This is a genomic window from Kordia sp., assembly GCF_050633145.1.
Lineage (GTDB): Bacteria > Bacteroidota > Bacteroidia > Flavobacteriales > Flavobacteriaceae > Kordia.
In genome coordinates this window covers 54,742-74,929 of sequence record NZ_JBOEFY010000048.1, presented here as the reverse complement: position 1 = coordinate 74,929, position 20,188 = coordinate 54,742, and the positions used below count along the sequence as shown (strand labels likewise).

Below are 20,188 nucleotides of genomic sequence, written 5' to 3'. Positions count from 1 at the left end.
CTCGACTGCGCTCGATATGACAGCAAGGATTATAAATGAAGAAATATTTTTAATAAGTTACTAGAAATAAATCACAAATGAACAAATTTACAATGAAGTTTAATAGTTTATAAGTTTAGGAGTTTATGTTTTGAAACAAACTGAGATTAACAAACAACCAACAACCAACAACCAACAACAAATAACAGGAGCAAAGCGACAATAACCCAAAACCCAAAAAACCCTCAAAAAAATGAAAATCCTTCAAGTCATAGATACTTTAGATACTGGCGGCGCAGAGAAACTCGCAGTTACCTATGCAAATGCGTTGGCAAGAGAAGCAGAAGCTTCGTTTTTGTGCACTACGCGTAAGGAAGGAATTTTAAAAAATCAAGTGGCAGATGAAGTTGGATATTTGTTTTTGGAACGAAAACGTAGATTTGATTTTGGAGCTGTTAAACGATTGAAAGCTTTTATCAAGGAAAACGAAATCACGATTGTACATGCACATGCGACTTCATTTTTTATTGTGTTTTTAACGAAATTGATCTACCCGAAATTTAAAATGGTTTGGCACGATCATTATGGAAACAGTGAGTTTTTAAAAGAACGAAAAGCATTTATGATAAAAATGGCTTCGTATTTTATGAATGGCGTGATTTCCGTAAATCAGCAATTAAAAAACTGGGCAGAGAATAATTTAGCAGTTTCCAAGGTTGCGTATTTGTCAAATTTCCCTGTAAAGAGTGAAACGGTTAAAGCAAGCACAAAATTGCATGGAGTTGATGGTGAACGAATTATCTGTTTGGCAAATTTGCGTCCGCAGAAAGATCATTTGTTATTGTTGAGTGCTTTTAAAATGATTAAAAAAAATCCTTGGACACTACATTTGGTGGGGAAAGATTTTGAAGACGATTATTCGCGACAAATCAAGTTGTATATTCACGATCATGGATTGAGCAAAAAAGTGTTTGTGTATGGAAGTAGGGAAGATGTTTCTCATATTTTAAATCAGTGTCATATTGGAGTGTTGTCTTCACAATCTGAAGGTTTGCCAATTGCACTTTTAGAATATGGATTGCATGAATTAGCCGTTCTAACAACCGATGTCGGCGAATGCAACCGAGTTGTTTCCGATGAAACGAAAGGTTATATCGTACCGCCAAATGATGCAGTACAGTTTGCTGAAAAGTTAGGATTGTTAATTGATAATCAATACGAACGCCTCGCGAAAGCGGAAAAATTACACGCACACATACAAGAAAATTTTGCACAAAAAGCAATCATACAGCAACTAATTAATTTTTACAACGAATTGTAAATGGCGACACGCGCAGAATATATGAATAAGCACATGAAAGAGCTTGGGAAATCGAGCTTTCTCAAGTATACGCTGTTCCTAATTCTGATTTCATACTTCTATAATTTAGCAGTTTTTAATTATAGTATTACAGGAAATAATGAACTGCGCTTGTACGACTTTGTGGGAATGCTGGTTTTGTATCAGTTTTACCAAAATCGTACTTTTTTGCTGATGTTTATCAATAACGAAAAGTATTTGTATTACTTATGGACATTCATCAAATGGAGTATGTTCATGATGATTTTTACTTTTTTCATAAGTTATTTAAATGGACGACTGACGTGGATTTTGAGAACCACACTGTTTATGTATCATTTCTTGATATTTTACTTTTCGTTTGTCTTCTTTTTAATTTTGATGCGACGCGGAAAAATCTTGAAACAATTTATATATCTGTACATTATAATGGTCATAATTGCCGCTTTAGTTGTGTTATTTCAGCATTTTGGCATTGTTCCGTATTTGTGGAGTGATTTAGACAGAAAAGCGTATGGAGGCTTTCTTTCGGGCATTTTAGGACCAAATAAGATTGTGCTAGGAATGGTGATGTACATTTCGTTAGTCACACTTATGGGCGTCTTTCTTCAAAAAGAACTGCGAGTTAGTAAAATTATGCTTTTAGCAGGAATTCTCTTTGCGATGATAGCTTTAGGATTGAGTGGTTCACGAACAAGTTATGTAGGTTTATTGGTCTTTTTAGTCTATTTCTTTTTCCGTTCAACGGGAAAATTTATATACATGTCGGTCATTTTAGGCGCTGGATTTTTGATAGTTTCTATGTACAATTCAGAAATCTTCACTATGATTGAAAATGTAATTAATGGTAGGGTTTTTAGTAAAATTTCCGATCCGTCATTAATTGCACAAGGAGATGTAGATCAATTGTATGAAGATTTAGGTTCTGGACGAAAAAATTTATCACTAAAATATGTTGATTATTTACTCACACATGTATATATAGTTCCGTTTGGATCTGGTTTTAATAACTTTATTTTGATCGGAAATTCGGCACACAATATGTATTTAACACTTATAAACGAAGTAGGTTTGGTAGGTTTGTTCTTTTATGTACGATGGTTAACGAGCTACTTTAGTTTAGAGTTTACACATTTCAAACAATTAGGAATCGTATTAAAAGGCCTAGTATTAGCAACAATGATTACATTATTATTTGGTGAACAATTATATGTTTACCGACCTGTTTTTGCTATATTGGGCATATTTTTATTTGCAACAGCAGTTTTATTAAGCCCTCGATATTACAAAAAAACATGACAAACTTTGCTGAACATACCATAGGAGTCGTCATTCCGTACTATAACGCCGCAAAACATATTGAAAATGTAGTGCGAAAGTTACCCGAATACATTGATAAAATTATCATTGTAGACGATTGTGGTAAAGAACCAATTCCCGATAGTTTGGTGGAACAATCAGAAACGAACGATCGTATTGTGATTGTACGCAACGAAAAGAATTCAGGTGTTGGTGGCGCTACAAAAAATGGCTTTTTAAAAGCTATTGAACTCGATTTAGAGTATGTCATCAAAGTAGATGCAGACGATCAAATGGACAGTAAGTTCATTCCAGATTTGCTACAGCCATTAATTGATGAGAAAGCAGAATATGCCAAAGGAAACCGTTTCAAAGATTTTAAAGCGCTAAAACAAATGCCGTTTGTACGCAAAGCGGGAAATTTAGGTTTATCGTTTATGATTAAAGCTGCGTCGGGATATTGGAATAATTTCGATCCGACGAATGGCTTTTTTGCTATCAAAGTTGATTTACTCAAAAAGTTAGATTTCAAAAACATTCACCGCGATTACTATTTTGAATCTTCGCTTATTGCAGAATTGTATTTTCAGGAAGCAAGAATAAAAGATGTACCAATGCCAGCGCATTACGGCGATGAAAAGTCAAGCATGAAAGTTTGGAAAATTCCATTCATTTTTATTCCAAAATTGACCAAAACCTTTTGGAAACGTATCTTCAAGAGCTATTTTATTTACGACTTTAATATTGCATCGATCTATTTATTATTCGGTTTGCCGATGTTTCTATTTGGTATGATTTTCGGAATTTACAATTGGATATACTACTATAATATTGGAGAATTTACACCAACAGGAACCATTATGTTGATTACCGTTTCGTTGATTCTCGGATTCCAATTGCTATTGCAAGCCATACAATTTGATATCTTAAAAGCTCCAAAATCTGTGTCATGAATCGCAAACACATCATCGTAATTATACTGAATGTTTGCATTGCTTTTGGGTATTATTTGGGGAATCTATCTGCAAATGAAACACATTTAAGCTCCGATTTGCACAACATCATACCGATTTGCCTGAAAATGGACGATCCTACGATGTTTCCACATGATACATTTGCAAATGATCTTGATAATGTAAAATATTATACACCTTTTTATATAGAAACGCTGCGTTTCGTTTCCAATTTTACAGATGGAAATTATGTGCAAGCCTTAAATATACTTACGTTTATATGTCACATTCTGTTTGGAATATTATGGTATTTTCTACTCTTTAGAATCACGAATAATTTTTGGATCGCCCTTTTTGTGTCCATTTTTATGCGCGGAATTATTTGGGTTCCAGGCTTTGAATATTGGGGAATTTCAGATATGTGGTCACTATTGCCACGTGTTGTGTATTACGCCATCATGCCATTGCCGTTTTTGCTCATTAGTTTTGTAAACAAGAAAAAGCTATATCTAGCAGCATTTCTAATTGGATTGTTCTTTAATTTTCATCCAATTACAGGATTAAGTGGTATTTTGATTTTTATCGGATACATCGCAACGCATTCGTATCTTGATAAGAAACAGTTGAAAGCGATTTTTAGCCTGCAAAACTTTATTCTCTTAGGAATTATTTTTGTGGGAATGCTTCCGTTTTTCATCAACTATATGACGAATATTTCGGTGAAAGCAGATTACGATTTAGCACTTTATAAAGATGCATTAGCATTAAAATACCCAAGTTTTATTACAGAACCAACTACGTTTTGGAAAGAATGGTTAACCTTAAAATACGTTTCCTATTTTTCAGTTGTTTTTGCATTTTTCATATTTGCGTATTTAAAAGGAACTGCGAAAGACAAGTTACGAGGCAAATACTTGCTTATTTTAAGTGCGTTATTATTTCTACTTCCAAACTTAGCAACTTACGTTGAATTGGCGGCAAACTCTATGTTTGATTTAAATATTAGAATGTCGTTTCAGTTAGTACGCATGCAAAAATTGCTTATTCTAGCATTTTATTTTGCCATTTTATTTGGGTTGGATATTTTATGCAGAGATCAAATCGTAAAAAAAGTATTTCCGTATGTTTTTGGATTTTACCTACTGATGTTGGTTTTTGCAAAACATCCAGAACTTGACAAGATTCCGTTTGTTTCAAATGATATGACACGACGTATATTACCGAATTCATTATCTGTCGGAAGTATTGTAAATGGTCAAGAAAGTGACGACTTAAATGAAGTCTTAACATACATTAGAAAAAACACGCCAAAAGACGCGATTTTGTTTGCACCAGACATTGGACGTTCAGGAGGACAACGTTCGGTAGTTTTAGACAGCAAAGGCGCGAATATGTTGATAGAAGGCAATCCGAAGCGTTATGTGCAATGGTATCAAGATTATCAAAATTACAATAAATTATCACGTATAGATTCCAATCAATTTTTACGCGATTATGGTGTGGAATATGTATTAATTTACATAGATTTACCGGAATTTGAATTGATCCATCAAAAAGGTAGATGGCGATTATATAAGATAGGTGATTAGGTGTTAGATTAGGTGTTGGAAATCACCTAAGACCAAATACCCAAAACCAAATACCCAAGGAAAAATTGAGAATAGTAAAAAAAATAGCAATCATAGTTTTTAGCATCGGATTTCTCTTTTCGAGTTATATCGGCTATTGCTATTTTATGAAAAAACCCGTGCCATTTTTTGGTAGAAAAATTACAGGTGCATATTATTCTATTGCAACAGGAACGACTGCAAATCCACTAGAGTGGAAGGTTTCCGAAGCAAAAGTATTCAATAGAGAAACAAACGATATTCCAGAGAAATTACTTATGGCAGATCCGTTTTTACATCAAAAAGATGGAAAATGGTATGCGTTTTTTGAAATAATGGGTGAGAAGCACGCTGATATTGGTGTAGCAGTCGAAGAAAATGGTGCATGGAAATATCTCGGAATAGCCTTAGATGAAACAGTTCATTTGTCATATCCGCTTGTTTTTGAGAAAAATGGAGTCACATATATGATTCCTGAAACCAAACGCCATAGTCAAGTACGATTGTATAAAACTACTAATTTTCCATTCGATTGGAAAGTTGATAAAGCACTTATCAAAGACAAACGTTTGGTAGATGCAACGTATTTTGAAAAAGACAAGGTTTCTTATATATTGGCTACCGAAGACAAAGATTTACGCTTGTATGTTGCTGATAGTTTGCATGGCGAATGGACAGAACATCCAAAATCACCTTTGTTAAGTGGAAACTATACACGTTCTGCAGGAAGAATTTTAAAACATAATGGACAATTGATTCGATTTGCACAAGATCATTTTGGCGGTTACGGCCGTGCAGTATATGGTTTTTCAATCGATTCAATATCAAAGACATATTACAAAGAAACACAAATAGAAAATAACCCAATTCTTAAAAATCAAGGAGAAACTTGGGCAAAAAACGGAATGCATCATATAGATATTCATAAATTGCCAGATGGAACTTTTAAAGCCATTTTTGATGGTTATGGATATGGAACTGAAAAAATTACGTTTAGCCTAACAAACAACTTTTAACCTAACAAGAAATGAAGGCAACAAAAAAGCTTTTTAAAACAGAAATCGTAAAACGACTCAAAGCACAAGGAACGGACGAAGTATTATCGGAAGCGGCTTTGCCAGCGTACGCACATAAAAACCCAGTGATTGATCATATTTTTTGGAAACGATTGAAAGTCGTAGCAAATTATGTGCACAAGAAAAATAAAAAGTCACTCAAAGTCATCGATTTTGGTTGCGGAACAGGCGTAATGTCCTATGAATTGGCAACGAATTCACATGAAGTAGTTGGTTTGGATTTGGATTTGCGACCTGTGAATTTATTGAAAGAAAACATCAACTATCCAGATTCAATTACGTTTATGGAAGGTGATTTGTTTGATAAAGATTTAGAAGAAAACACTTATGATGTTGTCATTGCCTTAGATGTGTTGGAACACATGAACGACGATCAGCTGCGAAAGTATATGGGGAAATTTAGAACTTTATTGAAAGATGGAGGAGAAGTGATTATTTCTGGACCGACTGAGAATTTCTTGTATAAATTAGGTAGAAAATTTGCAGGACAAGATTTTACTGGTGATTACCATGATTCTGAAATTCAGTCAATTCGTAAGATTGTAAGTGAAACGTATGAAGTAAAGAGTTTGGCTAAGATTTTACCTATTTTACCATTGTTTGACGTTTTTGTAGCGCATAAAAAAGCATGATTGTTTATGTTGGAAATATCATTTCCGGTCACGGAAAAACGGCTACAACCATTGAAACTTTGGGCAAATTGCTTCAAAAAGAAGGGTTTGAGTTACAGCTGACTTCCAACAAACAAAACAAAATTTTTAGATTATTTGATATGCTTTGGACGGTTTTTAAACACCGAAAAAAGATTGATTATGTGTTGATTGATACGTATAGTACAACAAACTTTCTGTATGCGTATTATATGAGTAAGTTGTGTATTTGGCTGAAATTGAAATATATACCGATTTTACATGGAGGAAACTTAGAAGAACGTTTGAAACACAGCAAAGCAAAAAGTGATGTGATTTTCAAGAATGCATACGCTAATGTGTCGCCATCACTATTTTTAAAAACGATTTTTGAGCGTTATGGTTATACGAATTTGAAGCATATACCCAATAATGTAGAGTTGAAAGAATATGCGTTTAAACAGCGTACAAGCGTGAAAGCGAAATTGTTATGGGTACGTTCGTTTGCCGAAATTTACAATCCGAAATTGGCAGTTGAAGTTTTGCACAGTTTGAAACAAAATGGAGTAGAAGCTTCATTGTGCATGGTTGGACCAAAGAAAGATGATTCATTCGAAAAAACACAACAACTCGCAAAAAAATTAGCGGTTGAAGTTACTTTTACAGGAAGGCTTTCCAAGCAAGACTGGATTTCACGATCAGCCGAATACGATATCTTTATAAACACCACAAATTTCGATAATACGCCTGTAAGCTTAATTGAAGCTATGGCGCTCGGAATGCCTATCGTTTCTACGAATGTAGGCGGGATTCCATATTTAATTAGTGACAAAGAAGATGGTTTGCTGGTAAAACCAAATTCCAAAGAAGATATGATTCAATCTATAGAAAACCTTGTCAATTCTCCAGAAATGGTTGAAAATTTATCAAAGAATGCACGCAAAAAAGCAACAACTTTTGATTGGGAGGTCGTTCGAAATCAATGGAAAAGTTTGTTAGTTTAGTTGCTGGTTGCTATATCTTAGAAAATTATTTTGAAGCTTCCTTAACTACAGTCCATGTATCAAAGATTTGTTTCAAACTTGATTTAAATACTATTGAATCTTCCGTTTTTTCTATCATAGCAAAAATCTCATGCAGTTCTCCACGAAGTGTTGGATGTTTGTCAGATACTTTTCTAAAATTAAGCCAGGCATCAACATGTTTCTTAAAAGCAGTTTCAAATCCTTCAGGACAGTTAGAAAAATCTAAGGTTTTTGCATTTTTAACGTAGTTGTTAATTGCTTCTGTTACTGATGCTTTCTCAGAATCGTAATTTCTAATATGCCCAAAAACACTGTCTTTTTCAAAGATTTGCTTTATACAATCTTTAGGGTTTACCGTTGCAATAGAAGTATTTTCTTTTTTAGGAGTTCCGTTGCATCCTAAAAGTATAAGCGATATAAAAAGAAACCCTAGTTTTTTCATGATCTTAATGATTGATTTAGACTGTAAATTACAAAGTATTTTTTAAAGTAACAGGTCATTTTAATTGAATTCAATAGTAGAAAGTGTTATTTTAGTTCTAGCTATAGCTGGATTTTTGGAAAAACAAGTATCATTAGAAATAAGATAACTTCTTGTGATTCGCACATAAAAAATATATACGATGAGACACTATTTGGTAATTTTAGTACTGCTTACATTCTGTAGTTGTGCCGAAAAAATTGGAATAAAAGAAACAATAACTACTGAAAACGCGCATTTGGTTACTGATTTTGATGAAAATGATATAGAATCTGCGGTTACTTATTATTTTGCTTCTAGAATTCGTAAAGATGACAAATGGAAGTTAGCAATTCCCAGTTCATCAGAATGGTCTTCACGGATGAAATATTCTATTGATAAACATAACAAATGGAACTTTGTTGAGTTTAAAAATTTGGGCCTTTATGAAGGCGAATATGGTACGTATGTAAAGGTTTTTATTATGATTGAAATGGATGGAAGAAGAGATGGTGGAGAAGATGATGTAGAATTAAAAAAGAAAAATGGCAAATGGGTAATTTCAAAAGTTCCCATATAAATCATTTATAAAATAAGTTCTTGACAAATTGATGTTACTCATATGTATAATAGTACTCAGCGATGAGTCTGTTTTTTCTTCGATATCTTTTTTTGCGTATTAATCTTCCGTTTTCATTGTATGTAAATAGCGTATATTCTTCAACGATATCTTTTTTCTTACGAACTTTTTCTTCTCTATTTAACCCAAATTCATTGTATGCATAACGATAAAAATAATAGTCATTATTATCTTTTTTGATGATGCGTCCTTTTTTGTCGTACGCATAGGTGTATTTTTTTCGGTATTTTTTTCTCGTTGGATACGTTTCGCTAATCAAACGATTTTTTCGATATTCACTTATTTTGTAAAGAACACTATCTTGAAAATACTCTATACGTTTTAACCTTCCGAAAATATTATATTTATAATAATTGATGCCATCTTCATCGGCAAGAAATTCTAATTTGCCTTTTCTCTTGTATTTTTTCGCAAATGGAATAACGATTTTTTTGTATTTAGGATTATAAAGTATAGCAACTAAGCTATCACGATTTCCATATGTGTCAAAATGGTATGTTAACAATGCATTTCCAAAAGAATGAACATGTATGCGCTTTGGTTTTATGCTGGTATTATCTTCTTTAGATTCATAGATAAGGAAGTTTCCATACTTGTCTGTAGAATCAATTAAATGTTTAAACTCTTCAAAATAAAATCCGCTTTTGTATTTGGTTAGTTTAGAAGTGAATGTAGTGTCTTTTGTTTGTGGAGCAATACGCCATTCATAACGTTTGTATTCGACTTGTGTGGTGTCGATTTTCATTTGAGAAAAACTAGTTGCAGAAACAAAAGCAAAAATGATATATAAAAGGTTCTTCATAATTAAACGCAATACAAATTTCACAGGAGTTTTGTTCGTTTCCCGTATAATAAGCCTTAAAACTACAAAGTATTTTTTTATAAAAAGAGTTAAAACTTATAATTAATGGCTTATTTCCATTGCTTATTTTTCATATTAGTTTTCTTAAGAGAATGAGATTCATTTATAAATAATCTCTTGTTTTTTAAGATCATCACTTCATCGGTCAAATAAGTTGGAACTGCACTTGAGTCCAAATCTTTGATTGTAATTTCTATTTCATTAAAGTTAGGATTGTCAATTGCGATTGTTTCGCTTTTATGTAAAAAATGATACGTAATTGTATGAATTTTTTGTGCTTCAAACTCAACAACTCCATCAGTATTCGCAACTTTCCCTTCACCTTGATTATTGTTAATCACAACTGTGGCAGCTGCAAGAGGAAATCCAGCTTCTTTGATCGTTATTTTTATGTTTTCTGTTGTCTCAGAGTTTATTTTTCCTGTATACGTTGTGATTGGATGTTTTGGTTGCTTAAAAGTATTTAGCACAATGCTGTCAGGAGTTATTTGTTTCCAGTTTCCATTGATAACACTAGCGCCACCAACATCCATAAAAATAAAATATTCGAATGTTTTGTCTGTTTTTAATTCAAGTTGTGTACATGCAAAATACTCTTTTTCACATTTTCCATACAACCCAGTAACTGATTGTGTAGATGAACACGAAACTATAACTAGCGCTATGAAGATGAATTTAAAAAATTTCATTTTTCTTGATGTTTTATTCAAATTTACTAGACTCTGAATATATAAAAAAGTATGATTGAGTTAATGATACTTTTTAATGAGTGTAGGTGATTTTATGTTTTTTACTTATCCGTTTTCTGAAATCGTTGCCTTTTGTGTTTTCTTCCAATGAATTTACTGATAAATAGTTTTATAATGATAAAGTAGAATAAAAATGGAAGTATAAATTGCGTTAGTTCATTCATTATAAATGGTTTTCCACCGACAATTAGCGTTTTTATATGCGTGTAAAAATCTACAGGAAATGTAATGAGTGAATTTGGGTCTTTTAGAAATATGATCCCTAGAAATACAAAAATAAAAATGGCGCTGATAAATGCGTACACCACTAAAAATATATTCTTTGTCGTATATGAAAACGAACCTTTCTTAAAGATAGATTGTATACATAAGCGCAATTTCTCCATGGAAACCTTTCTTAAATTGGCAGTTTTTATGGTGTCAGACAAAACCCAATATCCGTCATAACGTAAAAAAGGATTTAAGTTTAATACGAAACTCAACAGAATTATATGGTTGATAATCAGCAATGAAATGTCTTGAATTATAAAAAAGTATACTGCAGTTAATACAACAGCCAATAAAACTTCCATATATAATCCGGCAAAATTCACATAATTTCGTTCCTTACTTTTCAGTTTCCAAACATCTGAAACATCCGCATACATAACTGGAGATAATAAGTAAAATCCAAAACCGACACTTCCAGGTTCTGCGCCTAATTTTTTACAGGCGGCTGCATGTCCAAATTCATGTAAAAATATAATTCCACCTTTAATAAAAACAAAGAAGATGATATGACCTACATTGATACTTGAGAAGTTGGTAACAATTGCAGAATGATTGTAAATAACCGAAAATAATACAACAGCAAGCGAAGCGAATAGAATTTTATAGAAATGTGTAAACGAAATAAGTGGTGAAACTAAGTTTGTGAAGAAGTTTAAATTTTTCTTGCTAATAAGTGTAAAACTTAAATATAAATAGGAGTTTTTTGATTTCTTCTGAGCTTCATAATTTTCATCGATAATAATTCCTTGTTTGCCCAATTTTCCATACAATAAAGCAAGCGCAGTTTTTACCGAAATTGTATTGGTAGCTTTTTCATTGAAGCGATCAACAATAGTAGCTAAGGACGATTTGTTATCGATTAAATTTAAAATATCTAGCGTCAATTGGTTCACTACAATTCTATTTCCAAGTCGTTGATGTGTAATGATATATTCATTGGATTCATTGAATTGTCCAATTTCAATTTCATCAGATATTTTGACAATGCGGTTATGATATGTTAGCTCCATAATTTTTCAAGGCTGATAGGCATGATACAGTTGTAAATACCCGATTAAAATCTTTAACTATTATATTTGTTCCTTTGTTTGCGGGCTTCCATTGAATGTCTTCACGCGCTGCATTTATAACATTTGGATGTGGCATTTTTAAAGAATGACTTCCTTGCCAAGAACCATCTGTAAATTGATTTGAGATAATTTGTAATGCAATAGTATCTATTTTTGAACTGTGTTTTTTGATTAAATTTTCTCGCAAACACAAAGCCTTTAATAGATAACTTTTATAGAAATAGTTCCTTGTTTCAACGTTCAATTCAATTTCTATGCGTATTTCGCTTAGGCGGATGATTTCCGTATCGTGAATTTTACTTGCAGCCAATAATACATAATACAAAGCATACGCATCTGCAGTCCACCAATAGGAAAGTAGTGTGTTTTTGGACGAAAGTTGATTCAGTACATACCTGCGTAATTGTTGAAATTCTTTCGTATCTGTTTTGCCTAATTCTACAAAAACTATAAATGCCACAGCGCTCACGCAAAAATGTGATTGCAACCAACCCTCTACATTTTGAATGTGCGGACTGTTTAAGGATGAAATTAATAGGTTTCTGTCGTTATACGTAGCAAAACCGCCATCTGTATTTTGAAAGTTGAGCCACTTATTGAACGCTTCTTCAGTAGAAATTTGGTGCTTGTGTAAACTCAAAAGCGCAAACGAAGACGAGTCAGCATCTTCTAACCAAACTTTGTTATAACTCCATAATTTGGAAGGCAATTGATGTTTTTGAATATATGCAATCGCTTCCGCGGATTCAATATCGAATTCGCTCAAAGTCTGTGTTACGAAACTTGTTGCCCAAACATCACTTACGCCAGCATCGTTTAAAATATCGTTCCAACTTCCATCTGAAGCTTGACTGTTTTGTAAAAATGTTGCAGCATTTTCAACAGCATCTTGAATTGTAGTTTTGGAATTCAACTCAGCACTAAATTTATTTTGCGAATTGAACATGTTGATAAAACCTTTAATATTCAGAAAATGTGTAATACCTGTATTGTACAAACCATCAATTTCGTTTGTCCAAAGTTGTGCGTTTTTAGTATTGAAACTTGCTTGCAATACAATTGATTTTTCTAAGTAATTCGTTGCCTTTTCATATAAATTTTCAGCAATTCCTTTTAAATAGAGTAGCTTTTTTTGTTGCTCTAATGTGTACGAATCAATCGAATCGTTTTCGCTTTGTAACTTTAGAATCAATTCATGTTTTGAAATATTGAATTGCTCATTTTCAACATCTTCTGTATAATCTTTGATATCGTCTAATATTTGAAATGCTACATAAAAGTATTTGTGCGAGGCGAGGAGTGAAGCATATAATTCTTTGTCTTTTGTATTGGATAGATGATACAAACAATCGATTGCAATTTTTCCAAAAGCACTTTTATAGTCTGCCAATGCTTCAAACTCAGCAATATTGTTGATACTTTTTAATGTTTTATCAAGCTTATACGCTTTTGCATATTCAAACTTTCTAAGGTTCCAGGTTTTCCAAAATTTAGGATTCTCCCCAAAAAAACGACTTAAAATCTTGATGGTTTCTTCTTGACAAATATTCGCAATAAAATACTTTTGAAAGTTGTGTTTACTGTTTTTATCATCAAAAATGGTATCAATCAAAATAACAGCACGATAGTATAGAAATCCAGCAATGGAAAGTAAGTCTAAGGTTTCTTTGTCATCAATCTGAAAATAATCTTTAAACAAATATGGATAATACAGGTAATAACTCGGATTTGCTTCAATAAAGTCCTTGCTCACAATTTCTTCTACAACTTCTGTCGGATAGAAATTTGATTCCAAATAGCTGCGCAAAGAAGCTGTAATTGTTGTAATCAATGCTTCCTTTTGGCTGATGATTTGTGTGTAATATGGATTTGTTTTTAGTAGCAAATTTAGAGTGTTAGTATCCTATCAATCAAAACACAATTGCTTTGATTGACAGAAAAATTAGAATATTTTTTTAGTTATTTACTTCTGGTTTTTTATTTCTTCTAGAACTTGTTTTTCGTCACTAGATAGTGGGAATTTATAGGTGTCAGTCCAATCATTTACATTGTCAATTCGTCGAATGGCTTTCGAGAAGTCTTTGTCTGTCTTAAAGTTCGTTTTTACTTTTTTGACATCTTCAGTTTCTATTTTATTGACAATCAATTTTCCAATTAAAGAGTAGATATAGCTTTTCTTTTTTAAAGCACCTTCTTTCGAATTTCGAACTTCTATAGACGATAATGCCCAACGGTCGTCATGAAATTTTTGATATTTAATGATACTTCGAACACTTTGAGTAAAAAACACAGGTCTGCTTCTTCGTAATTTTGGATCAGACAATCCGTTGATTTTCGCTAGTTTTTCTTGATCCATTTCGTAACTAATCTCCATAATTGCTAACGATTTAGCATCTAAGTACATTTCACCAATTCGCAGGTGACGCAGATCGTTTTTGTCTTTTGGTTTGAATGCAATTTTATAGATCGTAGTTCCGTTGTTATTTAATGTTCCGTCATATTCAAACTCATAACTATCCATCTCTTTTTTATCTAAAAAGTATCTTTTGCGTTTTACAAAATCTCCTTTTTCAATAATCGCGTATACACCGCCAACAGTACTAAATCGTATGTCAGAATAGTTTTTAGTACGTTCAGCATTCACAATATTAGTTGCGTAGCTAGATGCTCTATTTTCTAAGTAACTTACAAAATCGACTTCAATCATTTCAATACCTTTTCCATCTTGCTGCATTGATTGTCTAAAAAAGCCATACGAGTTATGTGGAACATTTAAATAATTTGTGTCAATTCGATCAATTGCTTTTGACAAGGTATCTTTTACTGCAAAAAGTTCAAGTAATACTTTGTCTAAATTGATTGCGTTGCTTGCTATATATATCGTGTCACGGTTTTTAAAGTTTTCGGCAGTAATTGTTTTTGAGATATATGCAATGTGCGAAAGTGTAATTTGGTCCACTTTTGCGTCTTCGGGAAGTTCAAAGTATCCATCACTGTTTGTAATCAATCCGTTTTGCACATTGTATGAAATGTGAACAGATTCAACAGGTATTTTGGTTATACTATCAACTACTATATTTTGTGCGCAAAGACTGCTTCCTATCATAAGGAAACATAGCTTTACAACTGTAGAGAGTTTCATAAAAAAGGGTTCAATTAATTTTGTAATTTATCTAATATCGTACCAAATACGCCAAAGATGATGCTTTTACCATTGTTAGACATTCCTCTGGGATTAAATGAATCAATTTTTACGCCTCTATAAAGATTTTCTAAACTTCTACTAGAGCTTACATACGTGTACGTTCCGTCATTGTTGTTTTCGTAAAAATCGCTTACCATAGATATGTTGTTGTATTTTTGAAAAAACGACTTTTTTAAGTAATTCATATTCATGCTGAAATCAAAAACTGTCGTTGGTGTATTCGTTATTTTAAAAGGAAAATTATAGCTTCCAAGATTATAAAACTTGAAGTCAGTAACTTTTGTACTATCAGCCATTGCTGTAGTTCCTGTTTGCGCATGTAGCGAAAAACTAAAAACGAATAGTAGTGTTAAAATCAAAAAAACATTTTTTTTCATAGTATAGTTTTTTGTAGACAGATCTATAGGTAGATTGAGTTGTAATCAGGACTCATTCCGCTATAAACCTGCCTAAAAGTTAAGATTTATAAATAGAAATTTTAATAAACTTTGGTTAAAGTTTACTAGAAGTCTATTGTATATCTAACATAAGGAGTTGATTCGTACGGAAGATCCGCACCATCAGGGTTTGGCGTTTCGTCCATTCCTGCACTCCAGCTGTCCATTTCGAGTCTTTGTTCAAGTTCCTCTACTTTGAATTGTTCTAATTCTGTCATAGAATAAAAAATTTAAGTTAATAATGTGTCTTCTTCTTAATTAAATAAGCATCAACTTTTTCTTGAAGTAAAGATATCGGAGTTTAAAATGAAGTCTGCTACACTAAAAGGTAGAAGTAGTGTTTGATCTTTAGACTGATTTAGATTGTTAAATGTTTAGACTTGCTTCGCTCTTAGAATGTTAGTCACGCTTCGCTTTAGTATCGGCTTTGCCTGTTAGATCGCTTCGCTCTTGGTATTTTGATAATTGCTTTTAAATGTCATTGCTGGGAAGTATGACGAAGCAGCCTGTCTTTTTTTCTAATTTAAATTAACTAACTCAGAATCATTTTCTAACAACCATACGAGAGCCCAATTTCGATGTATTTGGTTTCTGTATTATTATTAAAATCTGTAGTGATAATTTTGAGTAGAATTGATTTTATTTCATAGGGAGCAATGATTCCTTTGTAGACATATCTTGGAATCCACCAACCTTCACCTACAACATCCCAATCGGGTGAGCGTTCTAGTTTCAGCTTTTTTGCGGTTGCTTCTCTAACTTTATCATAGTCCGTAAGCGGAATTCGATAAAAGATATCGTTTGTTGCATTTAGTTTGATAAATGGTTGATTTCCTTTCCATTTTGGGATGATGCTGTCTGAATTTTTTGTTGATCCCCAATTGTTCAATGTTTCAAGTCTGGTGTAATAAACTTCAATTTTTTTGAGATCGTTTCTGGGTTTTACTTTTAAAAGTTTATCGCCAATTTCATTGAATACAGCTTCGTGTAGTAATAGCGTATCTTTTTTTGTTTCCTGAGCTTCTATTTGAAAATTGAATATTTCAAAGTCATTCTTTTTGGTTGAAAATGTAGTGCTGCAGACCAACAAATCAGTATCACAAGTAACTCCGACATTCCATTGATCAAGCATTTTTAATAAATATCCACTAAAAACATAGCCTTTCAATCCTGATCTTGAAGTGACTAAAAACCACTTACCATCAATTGTTTTGTTATGATCACGAATTTGTAAGCTAATAGTTGTTTTTTCAACTAGTTTCACTGATTCACCACAATAAAATTTTCCAATACGTTCTGCTTTCAAGTCTGGCTTATTTCTAATAACCAAACCATTTTCGGCAATGATTGAATAGAAATCTTGCCCAAAAGCTTCTACAGCTGATAGTAATAGAAATGACAGAACGATTAGTTTGATTTTCATTTTGGAGAGCGAACTAATGATGTATTTATGTATTATGAGTTAGATATCCTAAGTAACTAATTTAGTAAATACAATCTATGTAGAAAAATTGTAAGCATCGATTATCTTTTTTCTCTTTCTTTGGAATTCACATTTTTTGTAAACTCTTCAATATTTTATTCTTCCCAAATTAGATATTTAGCAATACTTTCTACCTTGTATTCATGACTAAATTTATCCAATTTTTTTGATATTTTGTCTAGTATGATAGAAACCTTATATACGGCATTAGCTAAAGAAGTATAATTTACTACTATTTGACTTTGTGTTTTTGGATGAAAATCTTCATGATTAGAATTACATTCAATAATGATATCACGACCAATTTTTTCAAATCTTGGGGCAGGATGACATTCTGATAAATAAAATGAATTAAAATTGTTATTTAGTATTTTTTTCCAATCATTGATTTCGCTCAACAATCCACAACATTGCGGAAATAAAACAAATTCGTTATTTATTTTTAAGCCATATCCGCCAAAAAATGCGCACGATTCACTTATTGGTATATCTGAAACATGCAGATCAATTGCTTTTTTAAGATCAGAAAGACTTAAATCAGTTAATCGATACTGATTTTTGTTAAATGGTTTTAGGTTTTTAACCTCTGAATAATTCCGTTCGATCAAAAGTTGATTCTTTTTCTCAAGATCAGTCATTCCTTCTAAGTCAGGAAACTTAAAAGTTGGCAATTCAATTAATGGAATCAATTCAATCCTCACAGTTTACTTTAGTTTTAATAATACATTAATGCTTCCCGCGAGCAATTCTTCTTCTGTATACTCTTGAAAGTCTTTGTGAAGTGTAAGTTCTTTGAATTTTCGATACTTTTCAGAGTTTTTGTCGCAAGTGTCATAATCTAAGGAAACGACTTCATAGCCTGCTTTTTCAAAGATTTCCAAATAATTTGGCAAACGCAAACGATTGTGATAATCGAATTTTGTATGATGTTGTTTCCATTCCTTCGGACTGTATTTTAAAAAGTCATAATACGAAAGCGATTTGTCGTTATACGCTCTATGATCACTCGGCGAAATCATGTGTAAAATGTATGCTGATTTCGGAAGTATTTTGGCGAAACTTTGATGAATTTTTAATAAATCTTCTGGCGGAATATGTTCTAAGACAAATCGTGAAAATACCAAGTCAATATGTTCATTGAGCTTTGTGTTTTCATCGGCTAAATTCGTTTTTGGATAGTATGTTACATTACTAGGTAATGCATATTTACCGTTTTCGGAAGCAATATCTATTTGATAGTTAGACTTGTAATATGCATTGAGTTTGGCAATTGTTTTTGAATCGTAATGTTCATTAATATCATAAGTAGCTACACGCGCAACATCTGCAAAATGTGTAAAGAAATACGGAATAATTGGTGCCCAACCTGAACCCAATTCCAATACAGTTTTGTCTTCCAAATCAATGCCTTCTTTTTCTAGAATAAGCATGGCTTCTTTAAAAGAACGATCGTTGGTTTTTATCTTAAAATTGACACTATTTCTATTGAGAAATTTCTGTAATTGATGATAAATTCCGTAACCTAATGAATTGGGCAAGACATTTAAGGTCTTAAAAATTAAAGATTTGGTTTTGTGATTCATATAAACAATAAATTCATCCGCAAAATAACAAATAAAAACTGATTATTTTGATCTGATTATTTTTATTAATTTAGATTAGTGAAACTTGATATTGTGAAGTCTAAAAGACGATCACAATAGTGTAAGTTGAACTAATTCCACTGTAGAGAGGAATCTTATATTTAACTCAATGGTCATTTTATTTGATATTACAAAAGAGAATCAATTTCTTTGCGATCAATTATTTTATCTCAAATATGCTCCACAAACTCATTTTTCAGCTTGGTGAACGTTTACGAAATCCTTCGATACGGAAATGGTTTGCCTTTTTAAAACAGTCTGAAAACTGGACTATTGAGGAATTAGAAGCATATCAACTGAAGCAATTAAAAGAACTAGTTTCCTTCGCGAAAGCACATTCTGACTATTATAAAGAAAAATTGGCAGCGATAGATGTCGATTCATTCTCAACTATAGAAGACATTCAGCAATTGCCACTATTGTCTAAGGAAGATGTATTGAATCACACAGAAAAAATTCACACAGAGTACAACTTTAAAAAAGTATTTAAAGCAACAACTTCAGGTTCTTCGGGCGATCCGTTAGTGTATCAGCGTGAAGAAAGTGCCGATTCTTTTAATAGAGCTTCTATTTTTAGAGGCTATTCGTGGCACAATGTAAAACCTCATGAACGCAATGGCTATTTTTGGGGATTTGATTTTTCTACATCTAAACAATTTAAAGTGAATTTGCTAGATGCGTTGCAAAATCGTTTCCGTGTATTTGATTACAAAGAAAAAGCATTTAAAAAGTTTGTAAAAAAGTTACAACATGCGCGTTATATTCATGGCTATTCTTCCATGATTTATCAATCTGCAAAGTTGATTAACGATCAAAAGTTACCGAAACCGAAGCATATTAAAATGGTAAAAGGGACTTCTGAGAAAATTTACGAGAGTTACAAAGAAGAGATTCAAAAAGCGTTTGGAGTATCAATTATTAGTGAATATGGTGCTGCAGAAACAGGAATTATTGCTTTTGAATGTCCAGAAGGTACTATGCATATTAATATGGAAGGCGTACTTGTAGAGGAAATTGACAATCAGATCGTAGTGACTAATTTGCAGATGAAAACTTTTCCTATAATTCGTTATCAATTAGGTGATTATATTGAATTGGCTTCTAAAGAAGAAAAATGTTCTTGTGGGAAAGCTCATTATATTTTAAAAGAAGTTACAGGTAGAATAGGAGAGAACGTGTATGGAAAGAAAGAAATTTACCCAAGTTTGTACTTCTATTACATTTTTAAAAACCTAGCAAACAAACATAACATAAAACTTACCTATCAAATTATCCAAAAAGAAAAAGGAATTCTTATATTTAACCTCGAAGAAAACTTAACCAATAAAGATGAACAAAAGCTAAAAGAAGAGATTCATAGTTATTTTGCCGACGATATTGTCTACACTATACGCCCAAATGTAAAGAAAAAAGCCGGCAAGCAAAAAACCAAAAGTTTTATCTCTTATATTTAGTAACATAT

Annotated in this window: 20 protein-coding genes; 9 read left to right on the top strand and 11 right to left on the bottom strand. The window is 32.3% G+C overall.

Features of this window, described 5'->3' with window-relative positions:
• Positions 1-232 precede the first annotated feature (232 nt).
• The 7 genes from ACRBBL_RS20950 (at position 233) to ACRBBL_RS20920 (ending at position 7,886) form a co-directional block, all read left to right on the top strand.
• Complete coding sequence (locus ACRBBL_RS20950; protein ID WP_431371043.1) at positions 233-1,300, top strand: glycosyltransferase; 1,068 nt, start codon at positions 233-235, stop codon at positions 1,298-1,300.
• The gene (locus ACRBBL_RS20945; RefSeq protein ID WP_431371042.1) at positions 1,301-2,617 is read left to right on the top strand and encodes a hypothetical protein; all 1,317 of its coding nucleotides are present in this window, start codon (positions 1,301-1,303) and stop codon (positions 2,615-2,617) included. It abuts the gene before it with no gap.
• Positions 2,614-3,570, top strand: coding sequence for a glycosyltransferase family 2 protein (locus tag ACRBBL_RS20940; protein ID WP_431371041.1), 957 nt, complete (start codon positions 2,614-2,616; stop codon positions 3,568-3,570). The genes ACRBBL_RS20945 and ACRBBL_RS20940 overlap by 4 nt, the downstream gene beginning before the upstream one ends.
• Complete coding sequence (locus ACRBBL_RS20935; protein WP_431371040.1) at positions 3,567-5,159, top strand: hypothetical protein; 1,593 nt, start codon at positions 3,567-3,569, stop codon at positions 5,157-5,159. The genes ACRBBL_RS20940 and ACRBBL_RS20935 overlap by 4 nt, the downstream gene beginning before the upstream one ends.
• A 146-nt stretch (positions 5,160-5,305) precedes the next feature.
• The gene (locus ACRBBL_RS20930; protein ID WP_431371039.1) at positions 5,306-6,193 is read left to right on the top strand and encodes a glucosamine inositolphosphorylceramide transferase family protein; all 888 of its coding nucleotides are present in this window, start codon (positions 5,306-5,308) and stop codon (positions 6,191-6,193) included.
• A gap of 11 nt (positions 6,194-6,204) precedes the next feature.
• Positions 6,205-6,885, top strand: a complete 681-nt coding sequence (locus tag ACRBBL_RS20925; protein ID WP_431371038.1) for a class I SAM-dependent methyltransferase — start codon at positions 6,205-6,207, stop codon at positions 6,883-6,885.
• A complete protein-coding gene (locus ACRBBL_RS20920) occupies positions 6,882-7,886 on the top strand; it encodes a glycosyltransferase family 4 protein (RefSeq protein WP_431371037.1) in 1,005 nt (334 codons plus the stop codon). The genes ACRBBL_RS20925 and ACRBBL_RS20920 overlap by 4 nt, the downstream gene beginning before the upstream one ends.
• A gap of 25 nt (positions 7,887-7,911) precedes the next feature.
• Here ACRBBL_RS20920 and ACRBBL_RS20915 read toward each other — a convergent pair whose 3' ends face one another.
• The gene (locus ACRBBL_RS20915; protein ID WP_431371036.1) at positions 7,912-8,349 is read right to left on the bottom strand and encodes a hypothetical protein; all 438 of its coding nucleotides are present in this window, start codon (positions 8,347-8,349) and stop codon (positions 7,912-7,914) included.
• 181 nt (positions 8,350-8,530) lie between these two features.
• On the opposite strand from ACRBBL_RS20915, the gene ACRBBL_RS20910 reads away from it, so the two are divergent.
• Entirely contained in the window at positions 8,531-8,947 is a 417-nt protein-coding gene (locus tag ACRBBL_RS20910; protein ID WP_431371035.1) for a hypothetical protein, read from the top strand.
• A gap of 34 nt (positions 8,948-8,981) precedes the next feature.
• Here ACRBBL_RS20910 and ACRBBL_RS20905 read toward each other — a convergent pair whose 3' ends face one another.
• The 10 genes from ACRBBL_RS20905 to ACRBBL_RS20860 form a co-directional block, all read right to left on the bottom strand.
• Positions 8,982-9,809 carry a hypothetical protein gene (locus ACRBBL_RS20905; protein WP_431371034.1) on the bottom strand — a complete coding sequence of 276 codons (828 nt, stop codon included), beginning with the start codon at positions 9,807-9,809 and terminating at the stop codon, positions 8,982-8,984.
• Between the two features lie 110 nt (positions 9,810-9,919).
• A complete protein-coding gene (locus tag ACRBBL_RS20900; protein WP_431371033.1) occupies positions 9,920-10,558 on the bottom strand; it encodes a hypothetical protein in 639 nt (212 codons plus the stop codon).
• A 101-nt stretch (positions 10,559-10,659) separates the two neighbouring features.
• Entirely contained in the window at positions 10,660-11,898 is a 1,239-nt protein-coding gene (locus tag ACRBBL_RS20895; RefSeq protein ID WP_431371032.1) for a hypothetical protein, read from the bottom strand.
• Complete coding sequence (locus ACRBBL_RS20890; protein WP_431371031.1) at positions 11,879-13,843, bottom strand: hypothetical protein; 1,965 nt, start codon at positions 13,841-13,843, stop codon at positions 11,879-11,881. The genes ACRBBL_RS20895 and ACRBBL_RS20890 overlap by 20 nt, the downstream gene beginning before the upstream one ends.
• 78 nt (positions 13,844-13,921) lie before the next feature.
• On the bottom strand, positions 13,922-15,100 hold the full coding sequence (locus ACRBBL_RS20885) for a hypothetical protein (protein ID WP_431371030.1): 1,179 nt from the start codon (positions 15,098-15,100) through the stop codon (positions 13,922-13,924).
• A 14-nt stretch (positions 15,101-15,114) separates the two neighbouring features.
• Positions 15,115-15,540 (bottom strand): hypothetical protein, encoded by a 426-nt coding sequence (locus ACRBBL_RS20880; protein ID WP_431371029.1) that lies wholly within the window; start codon positions 15,538-15,540, stop codon positions 15,115-15,117.
• Between the two features lie 125 nt (positions 15,541-15,665).
• Positions 15,666-15,818 carry a hypothetical protein gene (locus ACRBBL_RS20875; RefSeq protein ID WP_431371028.1) on the bottom strand — a complete coding sequence of 51 codons (153 nt, stop codon included), beginning with the start codon at positions 15,816-15,818 and terminating at the stop codon, positions 15,666-15,668.
• A 332-nt stretch (positions 15,819-16,150) separates the two neighbouring features.
• Entirely contained in the window at positions 16,151-17,023 is an 873-nt protein-coding gene (locus tag ACRBBL_RS20870) for an SH3 domain-containing protein (RefSeq protein ID WP_431371027.1), read from the bottom strand.
• 155 nt (positions 17,024-17,178) lie between these two features.
• Positions 17,179-17,784, bottom strand: coding sequence for a hypothetical protein (locus ACRBBL_RS20865; RefSeq protein WP_431371026.1), 606 nt, complete (start codon positions 17,782-17,784; stop codon positions 17,179-17,181).
• 3 nt (positions 17,785-17,787) lie between these two features.
• Positions 17,788-18,666, bottom strand: coding sequence for a methyltransferase domain-containing protein (locus ACRBBL_RS20860; protein WP_431371025.1), 879 nt, complete (start codon positions 18,664-18,666; stop codon positions 17,788-17,790).
• Positions 18,667-18,902: 236 nt separating this feature from the next.
• Here ACRBBL_RS20860 and ACRBBL_RS20855 point away from each other — a divergent pair, with 236 nt between their 5' ends.
• The gene (locus tag ACRBBL_RS20855) at positions 18,903-20,180 is read left to right on the top strand and encodes a phenylacetate--CoA ligase family protein (protein WP_431371024.1); all 1,278 of its coding nucleotides are present in this window, start codon (positions 18,903-18,905) and stop codon (positions 20,178-20,180) included.
• Positions 20,181-20,188 lie beyond the last annotated feature (8 nt).